The organism is Proteus alimentorum (assembly GCF_002607735.1).
GTDB classification, from domain to species: Bacteria; Pseudomonadota; Gammaproteobacteria; order Enterobacterales; family Enterobacteriaceae; genus Proteus; species Proteus alimentorum.
The window spans coordinates 445,984-468,333 of the sequence record NZ_NBVR01000031.1; the positions used below are offsets into that span (position 1 = coordinate 445,984).

Here is a 22,350-nt window from a genome sequence, read left to right on the forward strand (position 1 = left end):
AGCTCATTTCTCGCTCTATTATCTTTCAATACTATTATGAACAAATAAAATATTTTAGGCAGTAGATAGATCAATTTTATAGATGGATGGTCATAAATATTGTCATAAGAAAGTACAATACAATGATAAATTATTCTTTATTATTTTTAACTCTCATAATCAAATAACTATCATTGTTTTAATAAAAAAGCACTCATGCAAGTGCTCTATAAACTCATTTAATTAAGGAAATTAATCAGGTTTAATTACTTCACCAATTCATTAGCTTGGATATACGATTTATCCAGAGTTTCTGCAACAAATACAGAAACACCATAAACAGCAGAAATAACAGAAGAGAGTTGTACTAGTTGCTCTTTGTCATTTTTTTGTGGATCAGCGGTCATTATCATACCAGCACAATATTCACTAAGAAGCGCTTTCCCCTCTTTGAGCCAACGTCTAACCGCTTTCATCCCCTCCATATCTTCCTTTTTATGCGCTTTATCCTTTTTATTAATAGAAGGGTAAATCAAAACAAATTTTCTTTTTTCGCTTAATACAACATCCATTTCAGCAGTCCAGTTATTGGCATCTTCCAAGGTTTCTGGAAAAATTTTCATTGTAATAACAGGAAACTGTTCAATATCCATAACCACAAATTTTTTATTATTCAACATAATACTCATCTCAAATTAATAACAATCGCTCCACTTTAGAATGACTATCATTCTCAATCAATAAAGATCCGAGTATTTAAAATAAAATCGCATTAATAAGCAATCACACTCACAAATCAATTTAAAATAACAATGCTTAAATGCAAAAAATAAAAACCCCCTAAATAGAGATTTTAGGGGGTTACATACTTTTTCTAATTTTTATAAAAATTTTAGCGAACAACTAATACAGATTGTTTGGCATAAGCGACAATACCTGACGCATTTGAACCTAATAGGTGTGTTGAAATACTTGGACGACGAGAACCTATTACAATCAAATCAGCATGAATTTTTTCAGCGAGTTCTAAAACTTTATCTCTTGCAGAACCAAATACGGCTGAAAATTCAACTTGCTCATTTGGCAAATCAATGCCATTAGCTAATTCTTGCAGTTGTTCTTGTACACGTTCTAGTGCTTTATTTGCAAAAGAACTGAGCATGTCATAATGGTAGCTATAACTAATAGAGAAACGTGAAATATCAGGAATAGCATGGAAAAGATGCAGTTTTGCACCTTCTAGTTTGGCAATATAAACAGCGTGTTGTAAGGCTTTAGTCGTTAACTCATCTTCTGAAATATCAACAGGTACTAGAATTGTCTTGTACATAGCAACTCCTCATTATCAGATTATTGTCTGTTTATTATTTTAGCGTTAAACCCACAGCTTGCTTATTTAATCTTCCTCAAGATGCCATTTATGCAATTGTCGATGAATAAAAGGTGTCACTACAAGCCCAATTGATAAAATAAAAACACACTGAAGAAATAAACCATAGATTGCAATAAAAAAGCGCCCTGTTGGGGTTGCAGGTGCTGGCTCCACTGGTTGACCACTTAGCATAGAGATTGCATTTAATGAAGATTCAATAAAGGTATGTCCTTCAATTAAATAAAACCCTAATACGCCCGGTAATAATCCTAAAAAAAAGAAAATAGAGCCTATTACATAATAGCGTAAGATGCGTAGAATAAAATGGTCGAGCCTTAAAAGTTCTTGGGTAAATTTTTCCATTCTTATCCACTTTCTAGACTGTTTATTCAATAAACTACTTATTGAATAAATAAGATAAGCTACGCAAAAAAACTAAAAAATATGCTATGAGGGATACTCATAGCATATTAGTCATATATTAACGAACAACTAACACTGAGATTTCAGCATAGCGAACAACACCCGCAGCCGTTGAGCCTAATAAATGAGTACTAATATTAGGTCTACGTGAGCCAATCACAATTAAGTCTGCTTGAATATCTTTTGCCGTGACTAAAATTTCATCACGAGGTGAGCCAAAAGTAACCGTATAAGCGACCTTTTCAGCAGGCAAATCTACCGAATCTACCAACATCTGCATATCATTCTCTGCCTTCACTGTCGCTTTATCTTTAATTTCTGGATAACCCAATGAATAAGCATTAATGATTGCTGAAGAGATAGGAAGAACATGAATTAAATGTAAATTAGCTCCTGTTTCTTTTGCTAAATACACAGCATGTCGTACCGCTTTACTGGTTAACTCTTCTTCCACAATATCAATAGGCACTAAAATCGTTTTATACATAATAACTCCTCTCAACTCTCCATTTGCCTTAATCCTACCGCAATAACCCAAAGATTACTGTGAGTGAATTAACTAAAAACAACCTAATCTTAATATAAACCTACTTTAATTATTAATACGTTAAGCTAAAAAATAAAAGAGATTATTCAAAACAGTTTGCATTATGTTGCTGTGTTAACGTCCATATTTGATTGCGAATATTTCGGATAGTATCAATCAATTCTGATGCAGTTAATCCTATTGGCCCAATGCCTTTTTTAACTAAGATATCCGCTGACATTCCATGTATCCAAACAGCACTTTTTACCGCATCAGACATCGTCATTCCTTGTGCTAAAAAACTTCCCATAACGCCGGTTAACACATCACCACTCCCTGCTGTTGATAATCCACTATTACCAGTCGTATTAATTGTGATTTCTCCTTTCGGAGAAGTAATTACGGTATTTTGACCTTTGATAATTGCCCAACAATGATAAAGCTTCGCAATTTCTTTCGCCGCTTCTTCCCTATTATTTTGAATATCATTTAGCGTACAATTAAGCAAAATAGACGCTTCTTTAGGATGTGGTGTTAATACACAGTGCTGATTAAGTGAGAGTTCTGATTTAAATTTAGCCATTAACACTAATGCATCCGCATCAAAAACATAAGATCTATTGTTATTACGCTGCGCTAAAACTATTGATAAGATCTCTTCAGAACTTGCAGATAATCCTAATCCACATCCAACCGCCCAAGCAGAAATATCTTGCTGATTTATCAATACTTGTGCTGTTTTAAGCATCAGTTCTGGTGCACTATCAATAAAAGGGATAGGAAGTTGTTGCTGAGCAAAACCAAGAAATACCTTTCCACATCCTGCTTTCAATGCACTTTTACCTGCTAACACAATAGCACCGCTCATTCCTTCTGCGCTGCCTATAATGCCTAATGTGCCGAATGTTCCTTTATGTGTATTTCCTGATTTGCGCTGATAAAGTGCAGGATAATGTGTTATGACATGCAGTAGTTGTTCTTCATTCATATTATTCACCCTTCTTTTTCTGCATTTTTTCTTATTGTTTTGTTCGCTATGATTGCTTTAGTGCATTCTGTTTGTATTAATGTTCAAAATATGACGTTTAAAGTATAGCGTGATTTCAACAAATAAAAGGGATCACTGGCTATTCTGTCTCTTTATCATGCTAACCATTTCAATATGATAAAATGCTTTGATTATCACTATTCATACCTCGCTGAGACTTTGCTATTCTAATGACTGGCTTGATATGATTTATAAATTAAAGACAAAGGAACGTAGATAATGAACGAGAAGTTTAAAACACAAGCAGATGTGGAAACATTGGCAGAAGAAGTCGCTTGTTTAAAAACACTAGTCACCTATATGTTAAAAGCATTAGGTCAAGCAGATGCTGGGCGTGTTATTTTAAATATTGAACGTGCTATTGCCGAAGTTGATGATGAAAAACAAGCAGAGACATTTCGTAATACCATTAGCCAAATTAAGACAGCCTACCGTCAATAATACGTTTATTTTCGAATTGAGTACCTGCACATATTTTCATTCTATTTTCTAAACTTTTTGTGCTGCACAAATAAACAAAATTTTATTTCAACTTTCCTATATACTCAATCTCGAAATAAACCATTCTTTATTCATTTAGCTACCCCTCTATCCTTATAGAGGGGATTTTTTTCTCTTTTCCCCATCCATTTTTCTATTCAAATTATTTTCACATCATCCAAATGATAATGGGTTTGTTTTCTCTTCGATATTTTTATCTAATAATCACTATCAAAACTTCTTTTTGTTTAATGTTTTTAATGTTATTTAGATTAAATAGTAGAATGAGAAATCTGGCCATCATTGCCAGCAAGAACATAAATTAACCTATTAAATACAATGCATTAAAATTATCTTAATGTTAACTGATGGTCACTTCACTCTTTTTTATTCTTTTTTTCATATTTAAAATGCACATTTAGTTATTTTTAACGCAAATAAAAATTAACCGAATGAAATGTAAATAAAGATAAATCCTAATATTATTATATTTTAAATTATTTTATTTATTGTTAATTGTAAAATTTTATTAAGTGAAAAATTGCTAGCTTATTGTCCCTAAACACAATTATAACGAAAGTAGCTAAAACCAATAGGATTAAAAATATTAACCATTTATATTTTTACACTTATTCTGATTTATCGTCACTCGTGTTTATATGTTACACTCAATATGTATGTACTAAAAAATAAACATGAGGCTAAAATGAAACCACTTCTCTTATCTCTGCTATTATTACCAGCTGTTGCTTTTGCAAACCCAACAAAAATGGCTGATGATTACTGCGATACCTTTAAAGATATCTCAATTAAAGCTTATGATACAAAAGAGCCAGCAGAGAAAATTGCTAAAGATGCAATGGCCTCTCTGAGTGCAAAGAAATTTGATTTTGCAAAACTGGAAGCAACTGAAGCACAATTCACTGAAGGTGCTATTGAGGTTGTTAATTCTTTACGTGAAGCCAAATCTGAAATTGGTTCTCGCGCAGAGTTCCAAGATGGTTTAACTCAAATTGTTGCGGCTTGTAAAATTCAAATGGTTGCAGCATTAGAAGAGCCCAAAAAATAATCTTCTCATTAAAGAATGGGTAAAAATCAATATAAAGAGTAGAAATTATCCTGCTCTTTTTTATTTTCCCCTCACCTATTCCTCTCCTCTTTTCTCTTTTCTCTTTTCTCTTTTCTCTTTTCTCTTTTCTCTTTAATTAACGTTATATACTCTAAATAATTCAAGATGTAGCTAGGCGACAAGTGAATGAGTCGCTAGGAGCATACATAAGTATGTGACTAGTGCGAATGAACGCGGCCAAACAACGCTACAGTTTGAAGTATGACGAGTATTCTATCTATTGATATTAAGGTTTATAATACCTCGGTAAATACTTGTTAGTACTGGCCATAAAAAGGAGATATTGTGAGCAACGAACAATCCATCCAGCGTTTAAGAAGACTACGCCAGTCCGAAAACCTGCGCGCGCTCTTTCAAGAAACAACGTTAACTAAAAATGATCTGGCACTGCCTATATTTGTAGAAGAAGGGCTTGATGATTACCAACCCATTAAAAGCATGCCAGGTGTCGTTCGTATTCCTGAAAAACGTCTTGCTTATGAAATTGAACGCATTGCAAAAGCAGGCATTAAAACGGTCATGACTTTTGGGGTATCGCATCACCTTGATGAAACAGGAAGTGATGCTTGGAAAAATGATGGCTTAGTTTCTCGCATATCTCGTATTTGTAAAGATGCAGTACCAGAAATGATTGTCATGTCTGATACCTGTTTTTGTGAATACACATCACATGGTCACTGTGGTGTTTTACATGGTGAACACGTTGATAATGACGAAACTATCTATAATTTAGGTCTTCAAGCTGTTGCTGCAGCACAAGCAGGTGCTGATTTTATCGCGCCATCAGCGGCAATGGACGGTCAAGTCGCCGCGATTCGTGCCGCACTTGATAACGCAGGGTTTAGCGACACCGGTATTGTTTCTTACTCGACTAAATTTGCTTCTGCCTTATATGGTCCTTTCCGTGATGCAGCAGGCTCTCGCCTAATTGGTGATCGTAAAACTTATCAAATGAATCCAATGAACCGCCGTGAAGCTATCCGTGAATCATTAATTGATGAGCAAGAAGGTGCTGATATGCTGATGGTAAAACCAGCGGGTGCTTATTTAGATATTATTCGCGATGTGCGTGAACGTACTTTATTACCTTTAGCGGCTTATCAAATCAGTGGTGAGTATGCTCAAATTAAATTTGCGGCATTAGCGGGTGCAATTGATGAAGATCGTGTGGTAATGGAGACTTTAGGTTCAATTAAACGCGCAGGGGCAGATTTAATTCTATCTTATTTTGCGCTTGATTTAGCGGAAAGAAACCTACTGTAATTTACAACTATTCAGAACCCTTAGTAAGTTCAGCAACTCTCTAAGGGTTTTTTGCAAGATCCTCTTTCTTTCGCCTATCTCTTTTATTCTTATCATTTTGATTTTTCTTGTCATTACTTAGTTCAGTTTGAAATAAATTACACATAAGGCTATCTTTTCAGCATTAATTTTGCTGAGATATCAGCTCATTTTTGGCTATGAGGTTACTATGGATAACTGTATTTTCTGTCAAATTGTTGCTGGAAAAGCGCCTTGCCATAAAATTTGGGAAGACGAACACCACCTTGCATTTTTGTCTATATTTCCGAACACCAAAGGCTTTACTGTTGTTATTCCTAAAAAACACTATCCAAGTTACGCCTTCGATCTCAGTGATGAAGCCTTAGCTTTATTAGTGATTGCTACAAAAAGAGTAGCAAAAATCTTAGATAAAACATTCCCTGATGTTTCGCGTTCAGGCATGTTTTTTGAAGGATTTGGCGTTGATCATGTTCATAGTAAACTGAGCCCGATGCATGGCACAGGTGATATGACAAAATGGGCTCCCATTGAAAATAAGCAGAAAATTTTCTTTGATAAATATCCAGGTTATCTTTCATCTCACGATTTTGAACGAGCGAATGATGAAGAGCTTGCACAATTAGCAGCACTGATCAGAAAAAATAGCCAATAGTAAAAATCTCATCGGCTCTTCATATACATATATGAAATTTTCAGATATAAAAAACGCCCAGTTTATTTTTTTAAGCTGGGCGTTTTTTTATCAAGATTAAAATATTACTTAGTTGGAAGTTTTGCTTCCATTGGTAAATAAGGCTGAACTTTCTGTTCGAGGAGTTCAATTAATACCGGATCGTTAAAGCGATAATTATCAGGTATTCCCAATACATAGGCTTTTTTATAGCGCATAGTTGCCGGAAAATATGCAGATAATCGATTTAAATGTTTAGATTCCATGACGAGCACTAAATCAGCCCATTTTAGTAATTCGTTATCAATAACACATTGTGCATCTTTGCGCGTACCCGCTGAAAGCGTATTAATGCCTTTTCTATTTGCAAACAACAGTTCTGCGGTTGGGCTTCGCCATTGATTTTTACTGCAAATAAATAAGATATTCATTATTACTCACTATCAGATAACGCATTTAATCGACGCTGACTACGAGAAATTCTTGGATATTCAATTCCTAGTTGTGCAGCTCGGGTCATTTTAAGTGATCGAGTATATAAATTAGACCATTTTTTTTCTGGTTTAAACATCTCTCGTGAACAACCCATTTCTTGATGTTTATTTTTGCGGTTAACACATTGGCGCCAACCACGATCTCTTTGTATAGACATAAAAAACCTCTCAGATTAAAGGGATAGCAGCCGCAGTAATACGGAGAGGGTCTAACCGTGCTTTATCTTAATTGAATCAGGTAAATCTGCAATGGTTTATTTTTACACAAAGAGAAATCAGTGAATATATATTTATCGTGCAAACATGCAGGGAAAATAGACAAAAATAGAGGTTAAATGTTTATAAAAAATAACGAATAAGCCATTGTTAGACCTATTCGTTATTTAAAAATAAAAGCGATCAGATTATTTATAATTAACCATTGTCGGCTTATCTAACATAATTTCTGTTTTTGCTGGTTCTGTTTGTGCGATAACTTTACCTTGGCGCACAGAATAACGCACGGGTACTTGGCGACGTAGGGCATCAAATCCATTATCTGCTGGCAGAATAATAAAGTTTGCACTGTTTCCTACCTCAACACCATAATCCGTTAAAGCGAGTGTTTTTGCACTGTTGTGGCTAATTAACTGTAATCCGTTATCAATTTGACCATAACCCATTAGTTGGCAAACATGCAGTCCCATATGTAAAACTTGGAGCATATTTGCTGTGCCTAATGGATACCAAGGATCAAAAACATCATCATGACCAAAGCAGACGTTGATATTACTTTCTAGCATCTCTTTTACGCGAGTAATACCACGACGCTTAGGATAAGTATCAAAACGACCTTGCAAATGAATATTAACTAAAGGATTCGCCACAAAGTTAATACCCGACATTTTTAATAAACGGAATAAACGCGAAGTATAAGCGCCATTATAAGAATGCATTGCGGTTGTATGACTTGCGGTTACTCTTGAGCCCATATTTTCTTTATGTGCTAAAGCAGCAACAGTTTCAACAAAACGAGATTGTTCATCATCAATTTCATCACAATGAACATCGATTAAACGATCATATTTTTGTGCTAATGCAAAGGTTTTATGTAGTGATTCAACACCATATTCACGCGTAAATTCAAAGTGAGGTATAGCGCCTACAACATCAGCACCTAATTTTAATGCTTCTTCTAATAAAGTTTCACCATTAGGATAAGATAAAATGCCTTCTTGTGGAAAAGCAACGATTTGTAAATCAATCCAAGGTTTAATTTCTTCTTTCACTTCCAGCATGGCTTTTAATGCTGTGAGCGATGCATCTGAAACATCCACATGAGTTCTAACATGTTGAATACCATTAGCAATTTGCCATTGAAGCGTTTGCCATGCGCGTTGTTTAACATCATCATGCGTTAATAGCGCTTTTCTTTCAGCCCAACGCTCAATACCTTCAAATAGTGTTCCCGATTGATTCCAATTCGGTTGCCCTGCTGTTTGTGTTGTATCTAAATGAATATGAGGTTCAACAAAAGGAGCATGAACTAAACCACCTTGCGCATCTAAAGCCTCAGGATGAAAATTATTCTCAGGTTGTGGCTCGATCGCTTCAATTTTGTTGTTTTTAAGCGTAATACGCCACAAGCCTTCTTTTCCAACGAGACGAGCATGATTAATTTGTTCGATATTCTTACCCAGCATGACTTATCTCCGCTTGTCGAGCTGTACGACGATTTAATATTGGATTTAACACAGCGTAGCTAATTGCACCACCTAATACTGCATTAACAGGTACGATACCCGGTAACCAGTGCCCAGCCATAATACCAATTGCAACGGCCAGTAACGCAACCCAGTTAACTGATTGCATTTTATCAACATTAAAAGTGTTATAACGCGCTTTATTCATCAGATAATCTGCAATAATAACGCCTCCAACAGGTGGAATTGCAGCAGATAAAAAAGTTAACCAACCTACAAAATTATTATAGAGCCATAATGCACACAGAGTACCGACAATACCATTTATCACTGAAAGCTTTTTACTTGATAAGCCCGTAATATTGGCAAAACCTAATCCAGAGGCATATAACGCATTGTCATTAGTTGTCCAAATATTTAAACCTAATACAACAATCGCTGGAAGTAATAATCCTTGCGCAATCATCACATCCGAAATATCTGCCATTCCCAGTGAAGCGGCACCCGCTGCCCCAAAAACAAACATCAATGTATTGCCTAAGAAGAAGGCAATAATGGCGACAACTACTGCAACTTTAGGATCCCGTCCAAAACGGACAAAGTCAGCCGTAAGTGTTCCCGCACTAATAAATGATCCGACAACCATCGCCAGTGCTAAATTAAAATCTAATGGTTGAGCAGGTTTAACGGCCATTAATGTTGAAAGTCCGCCCATATCATGTATGGCAAGATAAACAGAGTAACTTCCAAGGATAGCAATAGCTGGAACAGCAATGATAGAGAGAACGGTGAGAGCGGAAATGCCAAAGAATACAGTGATGGTCATTAAAATGCCGGAAACGGCGATGAGGAGATTAATATCAATACCTGTTGCTTTTCCTACTGGAATGGCAAACATTGCCACACCCACACCAAACCAACCAACCTGAGTACCACCGAGTAAAAATGAGGGAAGCCAAGAACCTTTAATACCGAAAGAGTAACGCGCAAGAAGATGAGTAGTAAGACCTGTTTTTGAACCAATAAAACCAAGAAATGCGGTGTAGATACCAAGAAGAAGATTACCAATTAGAACTGCGAGGAAGAAATCATTAAAGGAAAGACCAGTACCGAGAGCGCCGCCAGTCCACATACTGGCTGAAAAAAACGTTAATCCCAACATCACAAAGGTTAACGCCAATCCACCCTTTCTTGCGGATATGGGCACTGGGCCCTGACTATAATTGTTGTCCTGAGACACTTTAACCCCCTATTAATTTCACCAGGCCAAAAAATCTGACGCATTCTATCGACATAAAAATATTATGCAAACGTTTTCGTTGTCTGTTTACGATAATTAATGGAATGCTTTATTTAAGGCGAGTTGATATTCATCACATAAATAGGATAAAAATCGTTATTGTCGTTGAAGTTATCTGATTTTATCGAATGAATTTTTAAGAAAAAATTTCTTTAGAGAAATTAATGATAATATTCTTCATCTTTTAAAGTATGTTCATTTTTAAATCATAACGTTTATTTCAGTCATATCTTAATTACGCCCAAAGGAAACAGATAATAAAACAAGTAGCGTATAAAGAACAAAGAAACTCCAAACGGAATTAAGGAGTCGAAAAGTTATAATACTGTCGCCGACACGAACGGAACTCACTGATTTTGGATGAATTAGTTGATGAATTTCTTGGCGACTTTGTTTATAGAGAATTAAAAACCGAATAGCTTTAATTCCACCACACGTCGAACCAACACAACCACCAAAAAAACTAGAAAATAGTAAGAGAACAATAATATGTTGTGGCCATTGAGCATCATCTCTCCCTACTCATTCTTTTTTCAATGACAGTGCTTTCCCTTAATCCCTCAAAGTGAATTTATAATCACAAATATAACATAATTATTTACTTCTATCTTTTTTTTAGTAATCTATGAGAACTAATAAAACATAGAATAATTTACTTGGGAAACATAACATGAATCGTCGGTCATTTTTAACATCATCAAGCCTTGTTATTGGCGGATTATCATTAAGTTCATTTGTTAGCTCTGCTTATGCCAATGAAACACTAAAAAATAAATTGGTATTTAATGCAGAAAATCCGTTACTGCTTAATTTCAATGAAAACTCATTAGGTATGTCACAAAAAGCGAAACAGGCTATTATTGATGCATTACCTAATGCCTTTAGATATCCCGACGATGCGCGTAGCGCATTAATTAATGAGCTGGGTAACGAATTTAAACTGTCTGACAAGCACATCACCTTGGGAAATGGCTCATCTGAGACAATTCAAGCCGCAGTTCAATATGTCGCCAATAAAGGTCAAAAAGAAGGTAAAGCGGTTCAACTTATCGTACCTGATCCGACATTTAACTATGCTGAGCTTTATGCAGAGCCTTTAGGTGTAAAAATCGTTAAAGTGCCCGTTGATCAAACATTGGCGTTTGATTTGGCAACCATGCAGAAAAAGGCTCAAGAATTTGAGGGTATTAGCATGGTATATCTATGCAATCCCAACAATCCAACTGCGATGTTAACGCCGACAGGTGCATTGACGAATTGGATAAAATCAGCCAAAGAAAATGTCTTTTTTATTATTGATGAAGCTTACGCTGAGTTTGTTTCAACCCCTGAATTTATCAGTGCGATTGCATTAGTTGAAGCCGGCTATAAAAACCTAATTGTTGCACGTACCTTCTCAAAGATTTATGCATTAGCAGGACTTCGTGTAGGTTATGGCGTTGCAGTACCTGAAGTCATTTCAGATGTTGATATATTTGTTTCTATTGATAACACCAACACCGCCGGTGCTGTTGCTGCTTTGGCTTCTTTAAAAGACCTCGCATTTGTGGAATATAGTCGTAAATCAATCGATGTTTCACGTCAAATGGTGGTTGATGTATTAAAAGAGCTGAATATTGAATATGCCCCTTCTCATGCAAACTTTATTTTTCATAAAGTTAAAGGTGATGTAAAAACCTATCAAAATAGAATGAAAGACGCGAATATTATGGTAGGCCGCGAATTTCCTCCTGCTTTTGGTTGGAGCCGCTTAACGTTAGGCACACCCGAAGAGATGCGCTATTTTGTTTCTACATTAAAAGCTTTTAGAGCTAAAGGTTGGATTTAATCTGATTCAACATCTATCTTATTGATTAATGAAACAATGCCCTTGAAAATAATATCAAGGGCATTTTCTTTGTTACTTAATCATTCAATCGCATTAAAGCGGATCCACTTTTAGGCAAGAGACAGCATGGCGGAAGCTTCCTTCTAATAAAGGACGCGTTTTAGCACATTCTTCATCCGCCATTGGACAACGTGTACGGAAAATACAACCTGATGGTGGATTAATCGGAGAAGGTAATTCCCCCTCTAATAAATCAATGTGCTTATTACGCTCTTTATCGGGGTCAGGAATAGGTACCGCTGACATCAAAGCTTTGGTATAAGGGTGTAATGGATGATGATAAACTTCATCATAGGTTCCTAATTCCACTGCATGCCCTAAATACATGACCAATACACGATCTGAAATATGTTTTACCACCGCCAGATCGTGAGCAATGAAGATTAAAGATAATCCCATCTCTTTTTGAATATCTTTCAGCAGATTAACTACTTGAGCCTGAATTGATACATCTAATGCTGAAACGGGTTCATCACAAATGACTAATTTAGGCTCTAGAATTAACGCGCGAGCAATACCGATACGTTGGCACTGTCCACCGGAGAATTCATGAGGATAGCGGTTGATTAAGTTTGGCAATAATCCGACTCGCATCATCATTGCTTTGACTCTTTCAACAACTTCAGCCTGTTTCATTTTAGGGTGATAGGTTTTAAGCGGTTCAGCAATAATATCGCCAATCGTCATTCTTGGGTTTAAGGAAGCCAGTGGATCTTGGAAAATCATCTGGATATCTTGGCGAATATCGCGCCATTGCTTATTACCCATTCCCAGTAAATCATTACCTAACCAAGTGACTGTACCACCAGAGGCTTTGACTAATCCGATAATAGCGCGCGCAAATGTCGATTTACCACAACCAGATTCACCAACAACCCCTAATGTTTCACCTTCATATAGACGCAATGTAACACCATCAACGGCTTTGAGGCTTTTTTTAGGTTGCCAGAACCACTGTTTATTATCTTGAACATCGAAATAAACTTTTAAGTCATTCACTTCTAGAATCACTTTTCTATCTTGTAACATGGCTTGAGTCATACCAATTCCTCCACCGCTTTAAAACAGGCACGTAATCGCCCTTGTGCAAATTGCTCTAATTGAGGTTCACTCGTTAAGCATTGCTCTGTTGCATATTGGCAACGAGGTTGGAATGGGCAGCCTTTTGGTAAACGCAATAAGTTAGGCGGATTTCCCGGAATGGTCGATAGTCGTTCATCTTCACCGTCTAAGCGAGGAACAGCCTGTAACAATCCGATAGAGTATGGATGTGATGGTTGATAGAAGATATCACGCGCTTTGCCGTACTCCATGGTACGTCCTGCGTACATCACCAATACTTTATCGCAGATACCCGCCACGACCCCCAAGTCATGGGTGATCATAATAATCGCAGTGTTTAAATCATTCTTAAGCTCATTGAGTAAGGTCATGATCTGTGCTTGAACCGTCACATCAAGTGCGGTTGTCGGTTCATCCGCAATTAAAAGTTTTGGCTTACAAAGCAATGCCATAGCAATCATTACGCGTTGACGCATACCGCCTGAAAACTCATGAGGGTACATACTCATTCGTTTATGGGCTTCTGGCATTTTTACAGCATCTAACATACGCACGGATTCTGCATAAGCATCGTTTTTACTCATGCCCTTATGAAGCATTAATACTTCAATAAGCTGTGAACCCACTTTCATATAGGGGTTTAATGAGGTCATTGGATCTTGAAATATCATGGATATTTCTTCAGCACGCATTTTATTTAATTCACTTTGGCGAAGATTTAAGATCTCACGACCATTAAAGTTTGCGCTGCCCGCTGTGCGACCATTTTTCGCTAATAATCCCATTAATGCGAATGCTGATTGGGATTTACCTGAGCCTGATTCACCCACAATCCCTAGGGTTTCACCGGCGGCTAACTCAAAATTGAGTTTATTAACAGCGGTAACATCACCATCGGGTGTACCAAAAGTCACACAGAGATCTTTAACACTTAATAACGGCTTGCTTGTTGTATTTGTCATTTTGTTCTCCTTAACGATCTTTCGGGTCTAATGCGTCACGTAAGCCATCACCGATAAAGTTAAAGCAAAACAGTGTGACAACTAAGAACGAAGCCGGGAAAAGTAACAACCAAGGAGAAACTTCCATTGAGTTTGCACCATCACTTAATAGTGCTCCCCAACTACTTAATGGTTCTTGTGTTCCTAACCCTAAGAAGCTTAAGAAGGATTCAAATAAAATCATACTAGGTACTAATAAAGAGGCATACACCACCACGACACCCAGTACGTTAGGCACGATATGCCTTAACACGATATTGCGTGATGACACACCACAAACTAATGCGGCTTCAATAAACTCTTTGCGTTTTAGACTTAAGGTTTGTCCCCTTACAATACGTGCCATATCGAGCCAAGATACCATCCCGATCGCAACGAAAATCAGTAAGATATTTTGACCAAAGAATGTCACCAATAAGATAACAAAGAACATAAATGGAAATGAGTTTAAGATTTCGAGTAAACGCATCATCACAGAGTCAACACGTCCACCAATATAGCCGGCCATTGCGCCATACAGCGTACCGACAATAACAGCAACAAAGGCGGCGGCGATACCAACCATTAATGAAATACGCCCGCCAATCGCAACACGAACTAATAAGTCACGTCCAGATGAGTCTGTACCAAAATAGTGAGAAGAGGCAAAATCAGGTGCCATCGACATCATTTCCCAGTCGGTATCGTCATAAACAAAGGGCGATAACATTGGGGCAAAAATGACAAACAATAAAATAAAGAATAGTAATACAAGGCTCGTGATAGCCGCTTTATTGTGCATAAAACGACGACGAGCGTCTTGCCATAAACTACGACCTTCAATATCTAGCTGCTCCGAGAAATTCCCCAGAGCTTCGCTGTTTTCCTTCAGTGATAACATAACGCGCTCCAGTATCTATTAATAACGAATTTTCGGATCAATAACGGCATATAAAATATCGACAATCGCATTAAAGAAAATCGTTAATGCACCGACGATAATGGTTAAGCTTAATACCAATGAGTAATCTCGGTTTAAAGCACCATTAACGAAAAGTTGTCCGATACCCGGCAATCCAAAGATGGTTTCAATAACCATTGAGCCCGTAATAATACCGACGAATGCAGGCCCCATATAAGAGATAACAGGTAGCAACGCAGGTTTTAAAGCATGACGCAGTACAATTCTTTTCATCGGCAAGCCTTTCGCTTTTGCCGTTCTGATAAAGTTTGAGTGTAAAACTTCAATCATTGAACTACGGGTAATACGCGAGATACTGGCAATATAAGAAAGCGACAGTGCAATCATAGGTAGTAACATATATTGCACCGCACCGCCATTCCAGCCACCAGCTGGCAGCCACCTTAGCGAAATAGCAAAAATAAGAACCAACAGTGGTGCGACAACGAAACTCGGTATGACAACCCCCGTCATGGCAAAAGTCATGACGGTATAATCCCATTTGGTGTTTTGATTCAGTGCGGCTATCACGCCTGCCCCCACACCTAAAATGACAGCAAAAATAAATGCTGATAGCCCTAATTTAGCTGAAACAGGGAATGCTTTACCGACTAAGGTGTTTACACTGTAGTCTTTATATTTAAAAGAAGGCCCTAAATCCCCTTTCGACAATTGAATTAAATAATCGAAGTATTGTTTATAAATAGGATCATTTAAGTGATATTTCGCTTCAATATTTGCCATGACCTCCGGTGGAAGTTTCCTCTCCCCTGTAAAAGGGCTGCCGGGTGCTAAGCGCATCATAAAAAACGAAATCGTTATTAGAATAAATAGAGTCGGTATCGCTTCTAAAAAGCGACGAAAAATAAATTTGAGCATTGCCCGTTCCTATAACACAAACCTATTCAGGCGTGACGATAAAAAGACCTTGCCTTAAAAAAGACAAGGTCTCGCCCGATTACTTAGCAATAATATACAAGTCTTTAGTATGTAAATTATCTAATGGATCTTTACCTGAATAACCACCCACATAAGGTTTAACTAAACGGGTGTTTACATAGTAGTAAAGTGGAACAATCGCTGAATCTTTATCTAATACGCCTTCGGCTTTTTGATAAATAGCGGCACGTTCGTCATCAGATTTCACACGTAAAGATTCTTTGATCAATGCGTCAAATTCTGTGTTTTTATAGTGAACAGTGTTATTACTGCTGTAAGACAGCATCATGTTCAGGAATGAGGAAGGTTCGTTATAATCTGCACACCAACCCGCGCGTGCAACATCATAAGTTCCTTGGTGACGTGTATCTAAGAACGTTTTCCACTCTTGGTTTTCAAGAGAGACATCTGCACCTAAGTTTTTCTTCCAAATGGAAGAAGCCGCAATTGCCACTTTTTTGTGAAGATCAGAAGTGTTGTACAGAAGTTTAAATTTCAGTGGGTTTGCTTTGTTATAGCCCGCCTCTTCTAACAATTGACGTGCTTTTTCATTGCGTTGTTCTTGAGTCCAAGTCGCAAACCACTCTGGTTTGCTCTCTTTAATTCCATCTGTAAATGGAGGGGTAAAGCCGTAAGCTGGGATATCACCTTGGTTTTTCACTTTATAAGTGATGATATCTCTATCCATTGACAGTTTCAGTGCTTCACGAACACGAGGATCGTTAAACGGTGCTTTCTCATTATTAATTTCATAATAATAAGTACATAAATATGGGCTTATACGCAATTCATCTGGGATCTCTTTTTTCAGTTTTTGGAAAAGTTCGATCGGTAAATTGCTATATGTCATGTCGATTTCACCCGCACGATAGCGGTTTACGTCAGTGACTTCTGATGAGATAGGTAAGAATGTCACTTTATCAATAACAGTACTTTTGTTATCCCAATAAGTTGGGCTACGCTCTAAAACAATACGTTCGTTGACTGTCCAGTCTTTTAAATTATAAGCACCGTTGCCGACGAAGTTAGCAGGTTGTGTCCATTTTTCACCAAATTTTTCAATCACTTTTTGGTTAACTGGCGACATGGAAGAGTGAGCTAATAGTTTTGGTAAATAAGGCACTGCTTCAGATAAAGTAATTTCTAATGTGTTGTTATCTAATGCCTTAACACCTAATTCTGTGGCTTTTTTCTTACCTGCAATAATATCGTCAATATTCACGATATGCGCATATTGCAGATAGCTTTCATAAGGAGATGCGGTATTAGGATCCGCTAAACGTTGCCAGCTATAAACGAAATCTTGTGCTGTAACAGGTTCACCATTTGACCATTTAGCGCCTTCACGAATTTTGAATGTCCAAACAGTAAAATCTTTATTTTCCCAACTCGTTGCAGAGCCCGGTAAAATTTCACCATCTGGGCCAACAATCGTCACGCCTTCGAACAGATCACGCGCTAGTGCAGATTCAGGCACACCTTCAATTTTATGGGGATCAAGTGATTGTGGTTCAGAGCCGTTATTACGTACAAGCACTTGTTTTTCAGCTAATTTCACTCCATCTGGAACAACAGCAGCGTTAGCCGTTAGTGCTGACAATCCAAAGATTGCGCTTATTGCAATCGCCAACGCACTCTTTTTAGTTAAATTACTCATCTTATAAAATACTCCCAGTTAGTGAGTTGGTTGTTAGACAACCATTCTGTGATGTTCAGCTGTGTTTTAGAACGGTTTACACAACTTATTGTTTTTACAAAAAATAAATCAATCTTGCTTATTTGCTATCAGTGCTTAATTGCCTGATAGCATTATAATTTTTTTATGCCGCTATCTTTTTAGTGTGGCTTTTTATTGTTTAACTACTTTTTAAACCACTTTTACTTATTCAAATCACACATAACTATAGAATATCGATAATTTACCAGTTTTAGTTATCTGCCTTTATAAAATAGCGCTTTAAGTCCGTATAATCAAAGGGGTCTTTACCTGTAAATCCGCCTACTTTTGGATTAACTAATCTAACACTGACACGATAATAAACAGGCACTATCGCCGAGTCCTTGTCTAGCAAGGCTTCAGCGCGCTGATAGAGTTGATGACGAGCCCCTTTATCCACCGCAACTGAGGCATTATTTAATGCTTCATCGTAGTCATTATTTACATAAAAGACGGTATTAAGACTACTTGTGGAAAGAAATGAATTTAAAAACGAGGTAGGTTCATTATAATCTGCACACCACGTTGCTCTCGCGACTTGGTAATTCCCTTGGTTACGGTTTTCTAATGCGGTTTTCCACTCTTGGTTTTGCAACGTCACATTGGCACCAATACTTTTTTTCCACATCGATGCTGCCGCTATTGCCTGTTGTTTATTTTGATCTGACGTATTGTAGAGCAAAGTGAAAGTCAGTGGATTTTGACCATCAAATCCCGCTTCTTTTAATAACTCACGCGCCCTTTCATTACGTTGCTGTTGTGTCCAGTAAGCCCATTTTGGTGGCTTAAAATTGCCATTACCAATAAAAGAAGGGGTAAACGAATAAGCTGGGATTTGCCCTTGCCCCATTATTTTCTCAGCAATGACTTCTCTATCAAGAGTCAGTTTCACTGCTTCTCGAACACGAGGATCATCAAAAGGCGCTTTTTTATTATTTAATTCATAATAGAAAGTACATAAATACGGTGTGACATGTAAATTCTCTGGCTGTTCTTGCTTCATTTTTCTATAAAGAACAGGAGGAATAGCGCTATTAGTGATATCTATTTCACCACTACGATAGCGATTTATATCACTGGTTTCTGAGCTAATTGGTAAAAATGTAGCTTGCTCAATAATGGTGTTTTTATTATCCCAATAAAGTGGATTACGTTTTAAAGTCACCTTTTCATTTACAACCCAATTATCAATAACATAAGCACCATTACCGACAAAATTTTCGGGCCGAGTCCAATTCACGCCATATTTTTCAACAATCTCTTTTTTAACTGGCTTTAACGGAGTGTGGCTGACCATATCGACTAAATAAGGAATTGGCTTGGTTAAATTGACTTGCAACGTATGAGGATCTATCGCTTTCACACCTAATGTTTCGGGCGCTTTTTTGCCACTAAGAATATCTGCAACATTTTCAACATAAGCATATTCGAGATAACTGGCATAAGGTGAACCTGTTTTAGGATCGACCACTCGACGCCAGCTATAAACAAAGTCTTCAGCAGTCACTGGTGTGCCATCACTCCACTTTGCGTCTTCTCGCAAATAGAATGTCCACACCTTGTTATCATCAGTTTCCCAGCGTTGTGCAACGCCGGGTATACTTTCACCATTAGGTCCAACGTAGGTCAGTCCCTCTAATAAATTTAAAATAATATTAGTTTCTGGTGCGCCTTCTACTTTGTGCGGATCAAGTGATGAAACTTCAGTACCATTATTAATCACGATATTCTGTTGTTTTGCCAAAATAGTGTCTTCAGGAAGAGTGACGGCATGAGAAAAAAAGGAGGTTAATACAAGTGACATAATACTGAGTGGAAACACTGTTTTTAACGTAACTTTATTTTTCATGGGTACCTCTCCTAATAAACAATAATTTATAGCGGGGTCGCTCAATTAACGATATGTATCGTTGTTAAATTTTGATTGTAATATTTATGGCTCTCAAACGTTTAAAGATATTAATGAGATAAAAATGATACCAATACTCTTCTTTTTTACACTTATCGTAAATTTTGTCAATTAATGCGGTATTCTTATCACTTAACTTTATTGAGCCCTCTAGAGTTCTATCCTGAGAAAATAAAAAACACATATCGAGAGAAGCAAAACAACAAATAAACATTAAATTAACATCATGCAAGTTTTATAGATAGAAAACCTACTTCGCTCACAGAATTAATATAATTAGGATGGATTTCGTCCAACTTGCAGAACTTTATGATGCTTTATTTGTAAAGAGTTTCTCTTTGAAATTAATTTAAAATAATAATAATTTCATTTTTAGGCTGAATCACAATTCTGATCTAAAAATCTTTATAGATTATTAAATATTCATTTTTATTATTTATTTTTAATATTTAATCTAAATGTTTAATTGAAATAGAATTAAACCATTTTTCATTTGTATTTCTATGTGTTAGATAAGAAACATTCTCAACTTGTGATTAACTATTCTTCTACCAAAATTAATTTTGGTTACTTATAACTAAGAGTTATATGTAAGCGTAATTAAAACTTTGCGCATTGGTCACGTTTTGCCTAAGTTAATTTCACAACGTAATAATAATTAGACGTATTAACCTTTTCTGCTTATTTTTACAGCAAGAAAACCATGTAAAACAACCGACTCAACGAGTACGGATATTGATTGACATTATCAATGTCCACTTAAGATAAAAACAAGCGTTAAAAGCCACCCTATGGGTTCGATTAAAAGACGTTTTACTCATTTTAATTCGAATAAAAATTGACCATCAAAGGCTAACACGCTCTAATAAATTATTGACATGACGATTTTAGTGACACCGTTTCAGGGAGCGTCTCATGAAAGCAAAATTATTATCATTATTCGTTGTGGGTGCCCTTTCCGTACCGGCATTTGCAGCAACACCTGCTAATACATTAATTGTGGTACAAGGGCTTGATGATATTGTCAGCCTTGATCCCGCTGAAAGTAATGAGCTATCAAGTATTCAAACTGTACCAAGTTTATATCAACGTATTGTTCAACCTAATCGTGATAATCCTGAAATTAATGAACCCATTTTAGTTGACAGTTGGCAAGCGAATCCTGAACAAAAAACAATTGTATTTAAAATTAAACCCGATGCGAAATTTGCATCAGGTAACGCTGTACGCCCTGAAGATATTATCTTCTCTTATCAGCGTGCGATCACCATGAATAAATCACCTGCTTTTATTCTAAATGTCTTGGGTTGGAAAACAGATAATATCAGTTCGTTACTGAAAAAAATCAGTGATAATGAATTGGAAGTACGTTGGACTGCCGATGTTAGCCCTGATGTTGTGTTAAATATCCTTTCAACGCCAATTGCTTCTATTGTTGATGAGAAGCTGGTTTCTGCTCATGTTAAAAATAATGACTTTGGTAATAGCTGGCTGAAAATGAATTCAGCAGGAAGTGGCGCATACAAAATGCGCGCTTATCAACCACGTCAAGCCATCGTGTTAGAAGCCAACCCTCTCTCGCCCACTGGCGCACCTAAAATGGCGAATATTATTATTAAAAACGTGCCCGATCCGGCATCACGTCGCTTATTGATTGAAAAAGGTGATGCAGACATTGCGCGTGAACTGGGTACTGATCAAACAGCCGCGTTAGCAGGCAAAGCGGGGATCAAAATTTTAGATATTCCTTCTGCTGAACAAGTGTATATGGCGTTTAATACCGCCAGTGGAAATCCGGCACTGAGTAACCCCGCTTTTTGGGAAGCCTCACGCTATTTAATTGACTACAAAGGTATTACTGAAGATTTAATGCGTGGTCAGTATTTTATTCACCAAAGTTTTTTACCTGTGGGTTTACCGGGGGCACTAAAAGATAATCCATTCACTTTTAACCCAGAAAAAGCGAAAGAAATTTTAGCCAAAGCGGGGATCAGCAATGCACGCTTTACATTAGATGTTGAGAACAAAGTTCCTTACATCACTGTGGCACAATCTATTCAAGCAAGCTTTGCTCAAGCAGGTGTACAAGTTGATTTATTACCTGCTGCAGGCAGCCAAGTGTATAGCCGTGTGCGCGCTAAACAACATCAAGCAGCGATCCGCTTTTGGATCCCTGATTATTTTGATGCTCACTCAAATGCCAGTGCCTTTGCTTATAATGACGGACAATCCAATACTGTTGCTTGGTTAAATGGTTGGAAAATTCCTGAGTTAAGTCAGCAAACATTGACTGCACTTAATGAAGCGGATAAAGCAAAACGTCAATCACTCTATACTGAAATGCAAAAAGAGTTACAACGTAGCTCACCTTATGTGTTTATCGACCAAGGTAAAAATCAAATCGTGATGCGCGATAACGTCAAAGGTTATGCACAAGGCCTAAATGCAGATATGGTCTATTATGACAAAGTGACTAAGTAAGCCACTAAGTAATATTTTTTCTGAAA

Annotated in this window: 21 protein-coding genes and 1 pseudogene; 6 read left to right on the forward strand and 16 right to left on the reverse strand. The window is 37.0% G+C overall.

Features of this window, described 5'->3' with window-relative positions; translation table 11 throughout:
- Positions 1-245: 245 nt before the first annotated feature.
- The 5 genes from B6258_RS12595 to B6258_RS12615 form a co-directional block, all read right to left on the reverse strand.
- Positions 246-659 carry a hypothetical protein gene (locus B6258_RS12595; protein ID WP_099075708.1) on the reverse strand — a complete coding sequence of 138 codons (414 nt, stop codon included), beginning with the start codon at positions 657-659 and terminating at the stop codon, positions 246-248.
- Positions 660-871: 212 nt separating this feature from the next.
- A complete protein-coding gene (locus tag B6258_RS12600) occupies positions 872-1,309 on the reverse strand; it encodes a universal stress protein (RefSeq protein ID WP_023582008.1) in 438 nt (145 codons plus the stop codon).
- Positions 1,310-1,375: 66 nt separating this feature from the next.
- A complete protein-coding gene (locus tag B6258_RS12605; protein WP_099075540.1) occupies positions 1,376-1,714 on the reverse strand; it encodes a hypothetical protein in 339 nt (112 codons plus the stop codon).
- Positions 1,715-1,832: 118 nt separating this feature from the next.
- On the reverse strand, positions 1,833-2,261 hold the full coding sequence (locus tag B6258_RS12610; protein WP_036912874.1) for a universal stress protein: 429 nt from the start codon (positions 2,259-2,261) through the stop codon (positions 1,833-1,835).
- Positions 2,262-2,403: 142 nt separating this feature from the next.
- Positions 2,404-3,288 carry an NAD(P)H-hydrate dehydratase gene (locus tag B6258_RS12615; protein WP_099075541.1) on the reverse strand — a complete coding sequence of 295 codons (885 nt, stop codon included), beginning with the start codon at positions 3,286-3,288 and terminating at the stop codon, positions 2,404-2,406.
- A gap of 279 nt (positions 3,289-3,567) precedes the next feature.
- Here B6258_RS12615 and B6258_RS12620 point away from each other — a divergent pair, with 279 nt between their 5' ends.
- The 4 genes from B6258_RS12620 to B6258_RS12635 all read left to right on the forward strand — a co-directional run bounded on the left by B6258_RS12620 (position 3,568) and on the right by B6258_RS12635 (position 6,893).
- Positions 3,568-3,789, forward strand: coding sequence for a DUF2594 family protein (locus tag B6258_RS12620; protein ID WP_006536484.1), 222 nt, complete (start codon positions 3,568-3,570; stop codon positions 3,787-3,789).
- A 745-nt stretch (positions 3,790-4,534) separates the two neighbouring features.
- Complete coding sequence (locus tag B6258_RS12625; protein WP_023582004.1) at positions 4,535-4,897, forward strand: hypothetical protein; 363 nt, start codon at positions 4,535-4,537, stop codon at positions 4,895-4,897.
- Positions 4,898-5,242: 345 nt separating this feature from the next.
- Complete coding sequence (gene hemB, locus B6258_RS12630) at positions 5,243-6,220, forward strand: porphobilinogen synthase (protein ID WP_099075542.1); 978 nt, start codon at positions 5,243-5,245, stop codon at positions 6,218-6,220.
- A gap of 208 nt (positions 6,221-6,428) precedes the next feature.
- Complete coding sequence (locus tag B6258_RS12635; RefSeq protein WP_099075543.1) at positions 6,429-6,893, forward strand: HIT family protein; 465 nt, start codon at positions 6,429-6,431, stop codon at positions 6,891-6,893.
- A 104-nt stretch (positions 6,894-6,997) separates the two neighbouring features.
- On the opposite strand, the gene B6258_RS12640 is transcribed toward B6258_RS12635, so the two are convergent.
- The 5 genes and pseudogenes from B6258_RS12640 to B6258_RS12660 all read right to left on the reverse strand — a co-directional run.
- The gene (locus B6258_RS12640; RefSeq protein WP_099075544.1) at positions 6,998-7,342 is read right to left on the reverse strand and encodes a low molecular weight protein tyrosine phosphatase family protein; all 345 of its coding nucleotides are present in this window, start codon (positions 7,340-7,342) and stop codon (positions 6,998-7,000) included.
- Positions 7,343-7,344: 2 nt separating this feature from the next.
- The gene (locus tag B6258_RS12645) at positions 7,345-7,563 is read right to left on the reverse strand and encodes a hypothetical protein (protein WP_099075545.1); all 219 of its coding nucleotides are present in this window, start codon (positions 7,561-7,563) and stop codon (positions 7,345-7,347) included.
- A gap of 246 nt (positions 7,564-7,809) precedes the next feature.
- Positions 7,810-9,087 (reverse strand): cytosine deaminase, encoded by a 1,278-nt coding sequence (locus tag B6258_RS12650; RefSeq protein ID WP_099075546.1) that lies wholly within the window; start codon positions 9,085-9,087, stop codon positions 7,810-7,812.
- Complete coding sequence (gene codB, locus B6258_RS12655; RefSeq protein WP_099075547.1) at positions 9,077-10,327, reverse strand: cytosine permease; 1,251 nt, start codon at positions 10,325-10,327, stop codon at positions 9,077-9,079. The genes B6258_RS12650 and codB overlap by 11 nt, the downstream gene beginning before the upstream one ends.
- A gap of 309 nt (positions 10,328-10,636) precedes the next feature.
- A pseudogene (locus B6258_RS12660) lies at positions 10,637-10,903 on the reverse strand (potassium transporter TrkG); the annotation flags it as partial.
- Between the two features lie 154 nt (positions 10,904-11,057).
- Between B6258_RS12660 and B6258_RS12665 the strand changes: the two are divergent.
- Positions 11,058-12,215 (forward strand): pyridoxal phosphate-dependent aminotransferase, encoded by a 1,158-nt coding sequence (locus tag B6258_RS12665; RefSeq protein WP_099075549.1) that lies wholly within the window; start codon positions 11,058-11,060, stop codon positions 12,213-12,215.
- Positions 12,216-12,308: 93 nt separating this feature from the next.
- Here the strand turns inward: B6258_RS12665 and oppF are convergent, their stop codons facing one another.
- From oppF to B6258_RS12695, 6 genes are all read right to left on the reverse strand, one after another.
- The gene (gene oppF, locus B6258_RS12670) at positions 12,309-13,316 is read right to left on the reverse strand and encodes a murein tripeptide/oligopeptide ABC transporter ATP binding protein OppF (RefSeq protein ID WP_099075550.1); all 1,008 of its coding nucleotides are present in this window, start codon (positions 13,314-13,316) and stop codon (positions 12,309-12,311) included.
- Positions 13,313-14,299, reverse strand: a complete 987-nt coding sequence (gene oppD / locus B6258_RS12675; RefSeq protein ID WP_099075551.1) for an ABC transporter ATP-binding protein — start codon at positions 14,297-14,299, stop codon at positions 13,313-13,315. The genes oppF and oppD overlap by 4 nt, the downstream gene beginning before the upstream one ends.
- Positions 14,300-14,309: 10 nt before the next feature.
- Positions 14,310-15,218: an oligopeptide ABC transporter permease OppC gene (oppC, locus tag B6258_RS12680; RefSeq protein ID WP_023581989.1), complete on the reverse strand. Its 909-nt coding sequence runs from the start codon at positions 15,216-15,218 to the stop codon at positions 14,310-14,312.
- Between the two features lie 18 nt (positions 15,219-15,236).
- On the reverse strand, positions 15,237-16,157 hold the full coding sequence (oppB, locus tag B6258_RS12685; protein WP_069368989.1) for an oligopeptide ABC transporter permease OppB: 921 nt from the start codon (positions 16,155-16,157) through the stop codon (positions 15,237-15,239).
- Positions 16,158-16,236: 79 nt separating this feature from the next.
- Complete coding sequence (oppA, locus tag B6258_RS12690; protein WP_099075552.1) at positions 16,237-17,874, reverse strand: oligopeptide ABC transporter substrate-binding protein OppA; 1,638 nt, start codon at positions 17,872-17,874, stop codon at positions 16,237-16,239.
- Positions 17,875-18,145: 271 nt separating this feature from the next.
- Positions 18,146-19,783 (reverse strand): ABC transporter substrate-binding protein, encoded by a 1,638-nt coding sequence (locus tag B6258_RS12695; RefSeq protein WP_099075553.1) that lies wholly within the window; start codon positions 19,781-19,783, stop codon positions 18,146-18,148.
- A gap of 975 nt (positions 19,784-20,758) precedes the next feature.
- Between B6258_RS12695 and B6258_RS12700 the strand changes: the two genes are divergently transcribed.
- Positions 20,759-22,324 (forward strand): ABC transporter substrate-binding protein, encoded by a 1,566-nt coding sequence (locus B6258_RS12700; RefSeq protein WP_099075554.1) that lies wholly within the window; start codon positions 20,759-20,761, stop codon positions 22,322-22,324.
- Positions 22,325-22,350 lie beyond the last annotated feature (26 nt).

What these genes read in the sequence shown, in the direction of transcription:
- B6258_RS12620 (WP_006536484.1), top strand. Translation starts at nt 3,568, where the DNA reads ATGAACGAGAAGTTTAAAACACAAGCAGATGTGGAAACATTGGCAGAA.
- oppB (WP_069368989.1), bottom strand. Translation starts at nt 16,157, where the DNA reads ATGCTCAAATTTATTTTTCGTCGCTTTTTAGAAGCGATACCGACTCTA.
- B6258_RS12665 (WP_099075549.1), top strand. Translation starts at nt 11,058, where the DNA reads ATGAATCGTCGGTCATTTTTAACATCATCAAGCCTTGTTATTGGCGGA.
- B6258_RS12645 (WP_099075545.1), bottom strand. Translation starts at nt 7,563, where the DNA reads ATGTCTATACAAAGAGATCGTGGTTGGCGCCAATGTGTTAACCGCAAA.
- B6258_RS12695 (WP_099075553.1), bottom strand. Translation starts at nt 19,783, where the DNA reads ATGAAAAATAAAGTTACGTTAAAAACAGTGTTTCCACTCAGTATTATG.
- B6258_RS12615 (WP_099075541.1), bottom strand. Translation starts at nt 3,288, where the DNA reads ATGAATGAAGAACAACTACTGCATGTCATAACACATTATCCTGCACTT.
- B6258_RS12595 (WP_099075708.1), bottom strand. Translation starts at nt 659, where the DNA reads ATGTTGAATAATAAAAAATTTGTGGTTATGGATATTGAACAGTTTCCT.
- B6258_RS12605 (WP_099075540.1), bottom strand. Translation starts at nt 1,714, where the DNA reads ATGGAAAAATTTACCCAAGAACTTTTAAGGCTCGACCATTTTATTCTA.
- oppD (WP_099075551.1), bottom strand. Translation starts at nt 14,299, where the DNA reads ATGACAAATACAACAAGCAAGCCGTTATTAAGTGTTAAAGATCTCTGT.
- oppC (WP_023581989.1), bottom strand. Translation starts at nt 15,218, where the DNA reads ATGTTATCACTGAAGGAAAACAGCGAAGCTCTGGGGAATTTCTCGGAG.
- B6258_RS12650 (WP_099075546.1), bottom strand. Translation starts at nt 9,087, where the DNA reads ATGCTGGGTAAGAATATCGAACAAATTAATCATGCTCGTCTCGTTGGA.
- oppA (WP_099075552.1), bottom strand. Translation starts at nt 17,874, where the DNA reads ATGAGTAATTTAACTAAAAAGAGTGCGTTGGCGATTGCAATAAGCGCA.
- B6258_RS12635 (WP_099075543.1), top strand. Translation starts at nt 6,429, where the DNA reads ATGGATAACTGTATTTTCTGTCAAATTGTTGCTGGAAAAGCGCCTTGC.
- B6258_RS12700 (WP_099075554.1), top strand. Translation starts at nt 20,759, where the DNA reads ATGAAAGCAAAATTATTATCATTATTCGTTGTGGGTGCCCTTTCCGTA.
- B6258_RS12640 (WP_099075544.1), bottom strand. Translation starts at nt 7,342, where the DNA reads ATGAATATCTTATTTATTTGCAGTAAAAATCAATGGCGAAGCCCAACC.
- B6258_RS12610 (WP_036912874.1), bottom strand. Translation starts at nt 2,261, where the DNA reads ATGTATAAAACGATTTTAGTGCCTATTGATATTGTGGAAGAAGAGTTA.
- oppF (WP_099075550.1), bottom strand. Translation starts at nt 13,316, where the DNA reads ATGACTCAAGCCATGTTACAAGATAGAAAAGTGATTCTAGAAGTGAAT.
- B6258_RS12625 (WP_023582004.1), top strand. Translation starts at nt 4,535, where the DNA reads ATGAAACCACTTCTCTTATCTCTGCTATTATTACCAGCTGTTGCTTTT.
- B6258_RS12600 (WP_023582008.1), bottom strand. Translation starts at nt 1,309, where the DNA reads ATGTACAAGACAATTCTAGTACCTGTTGATATTTCAGAAGATGAGTTA.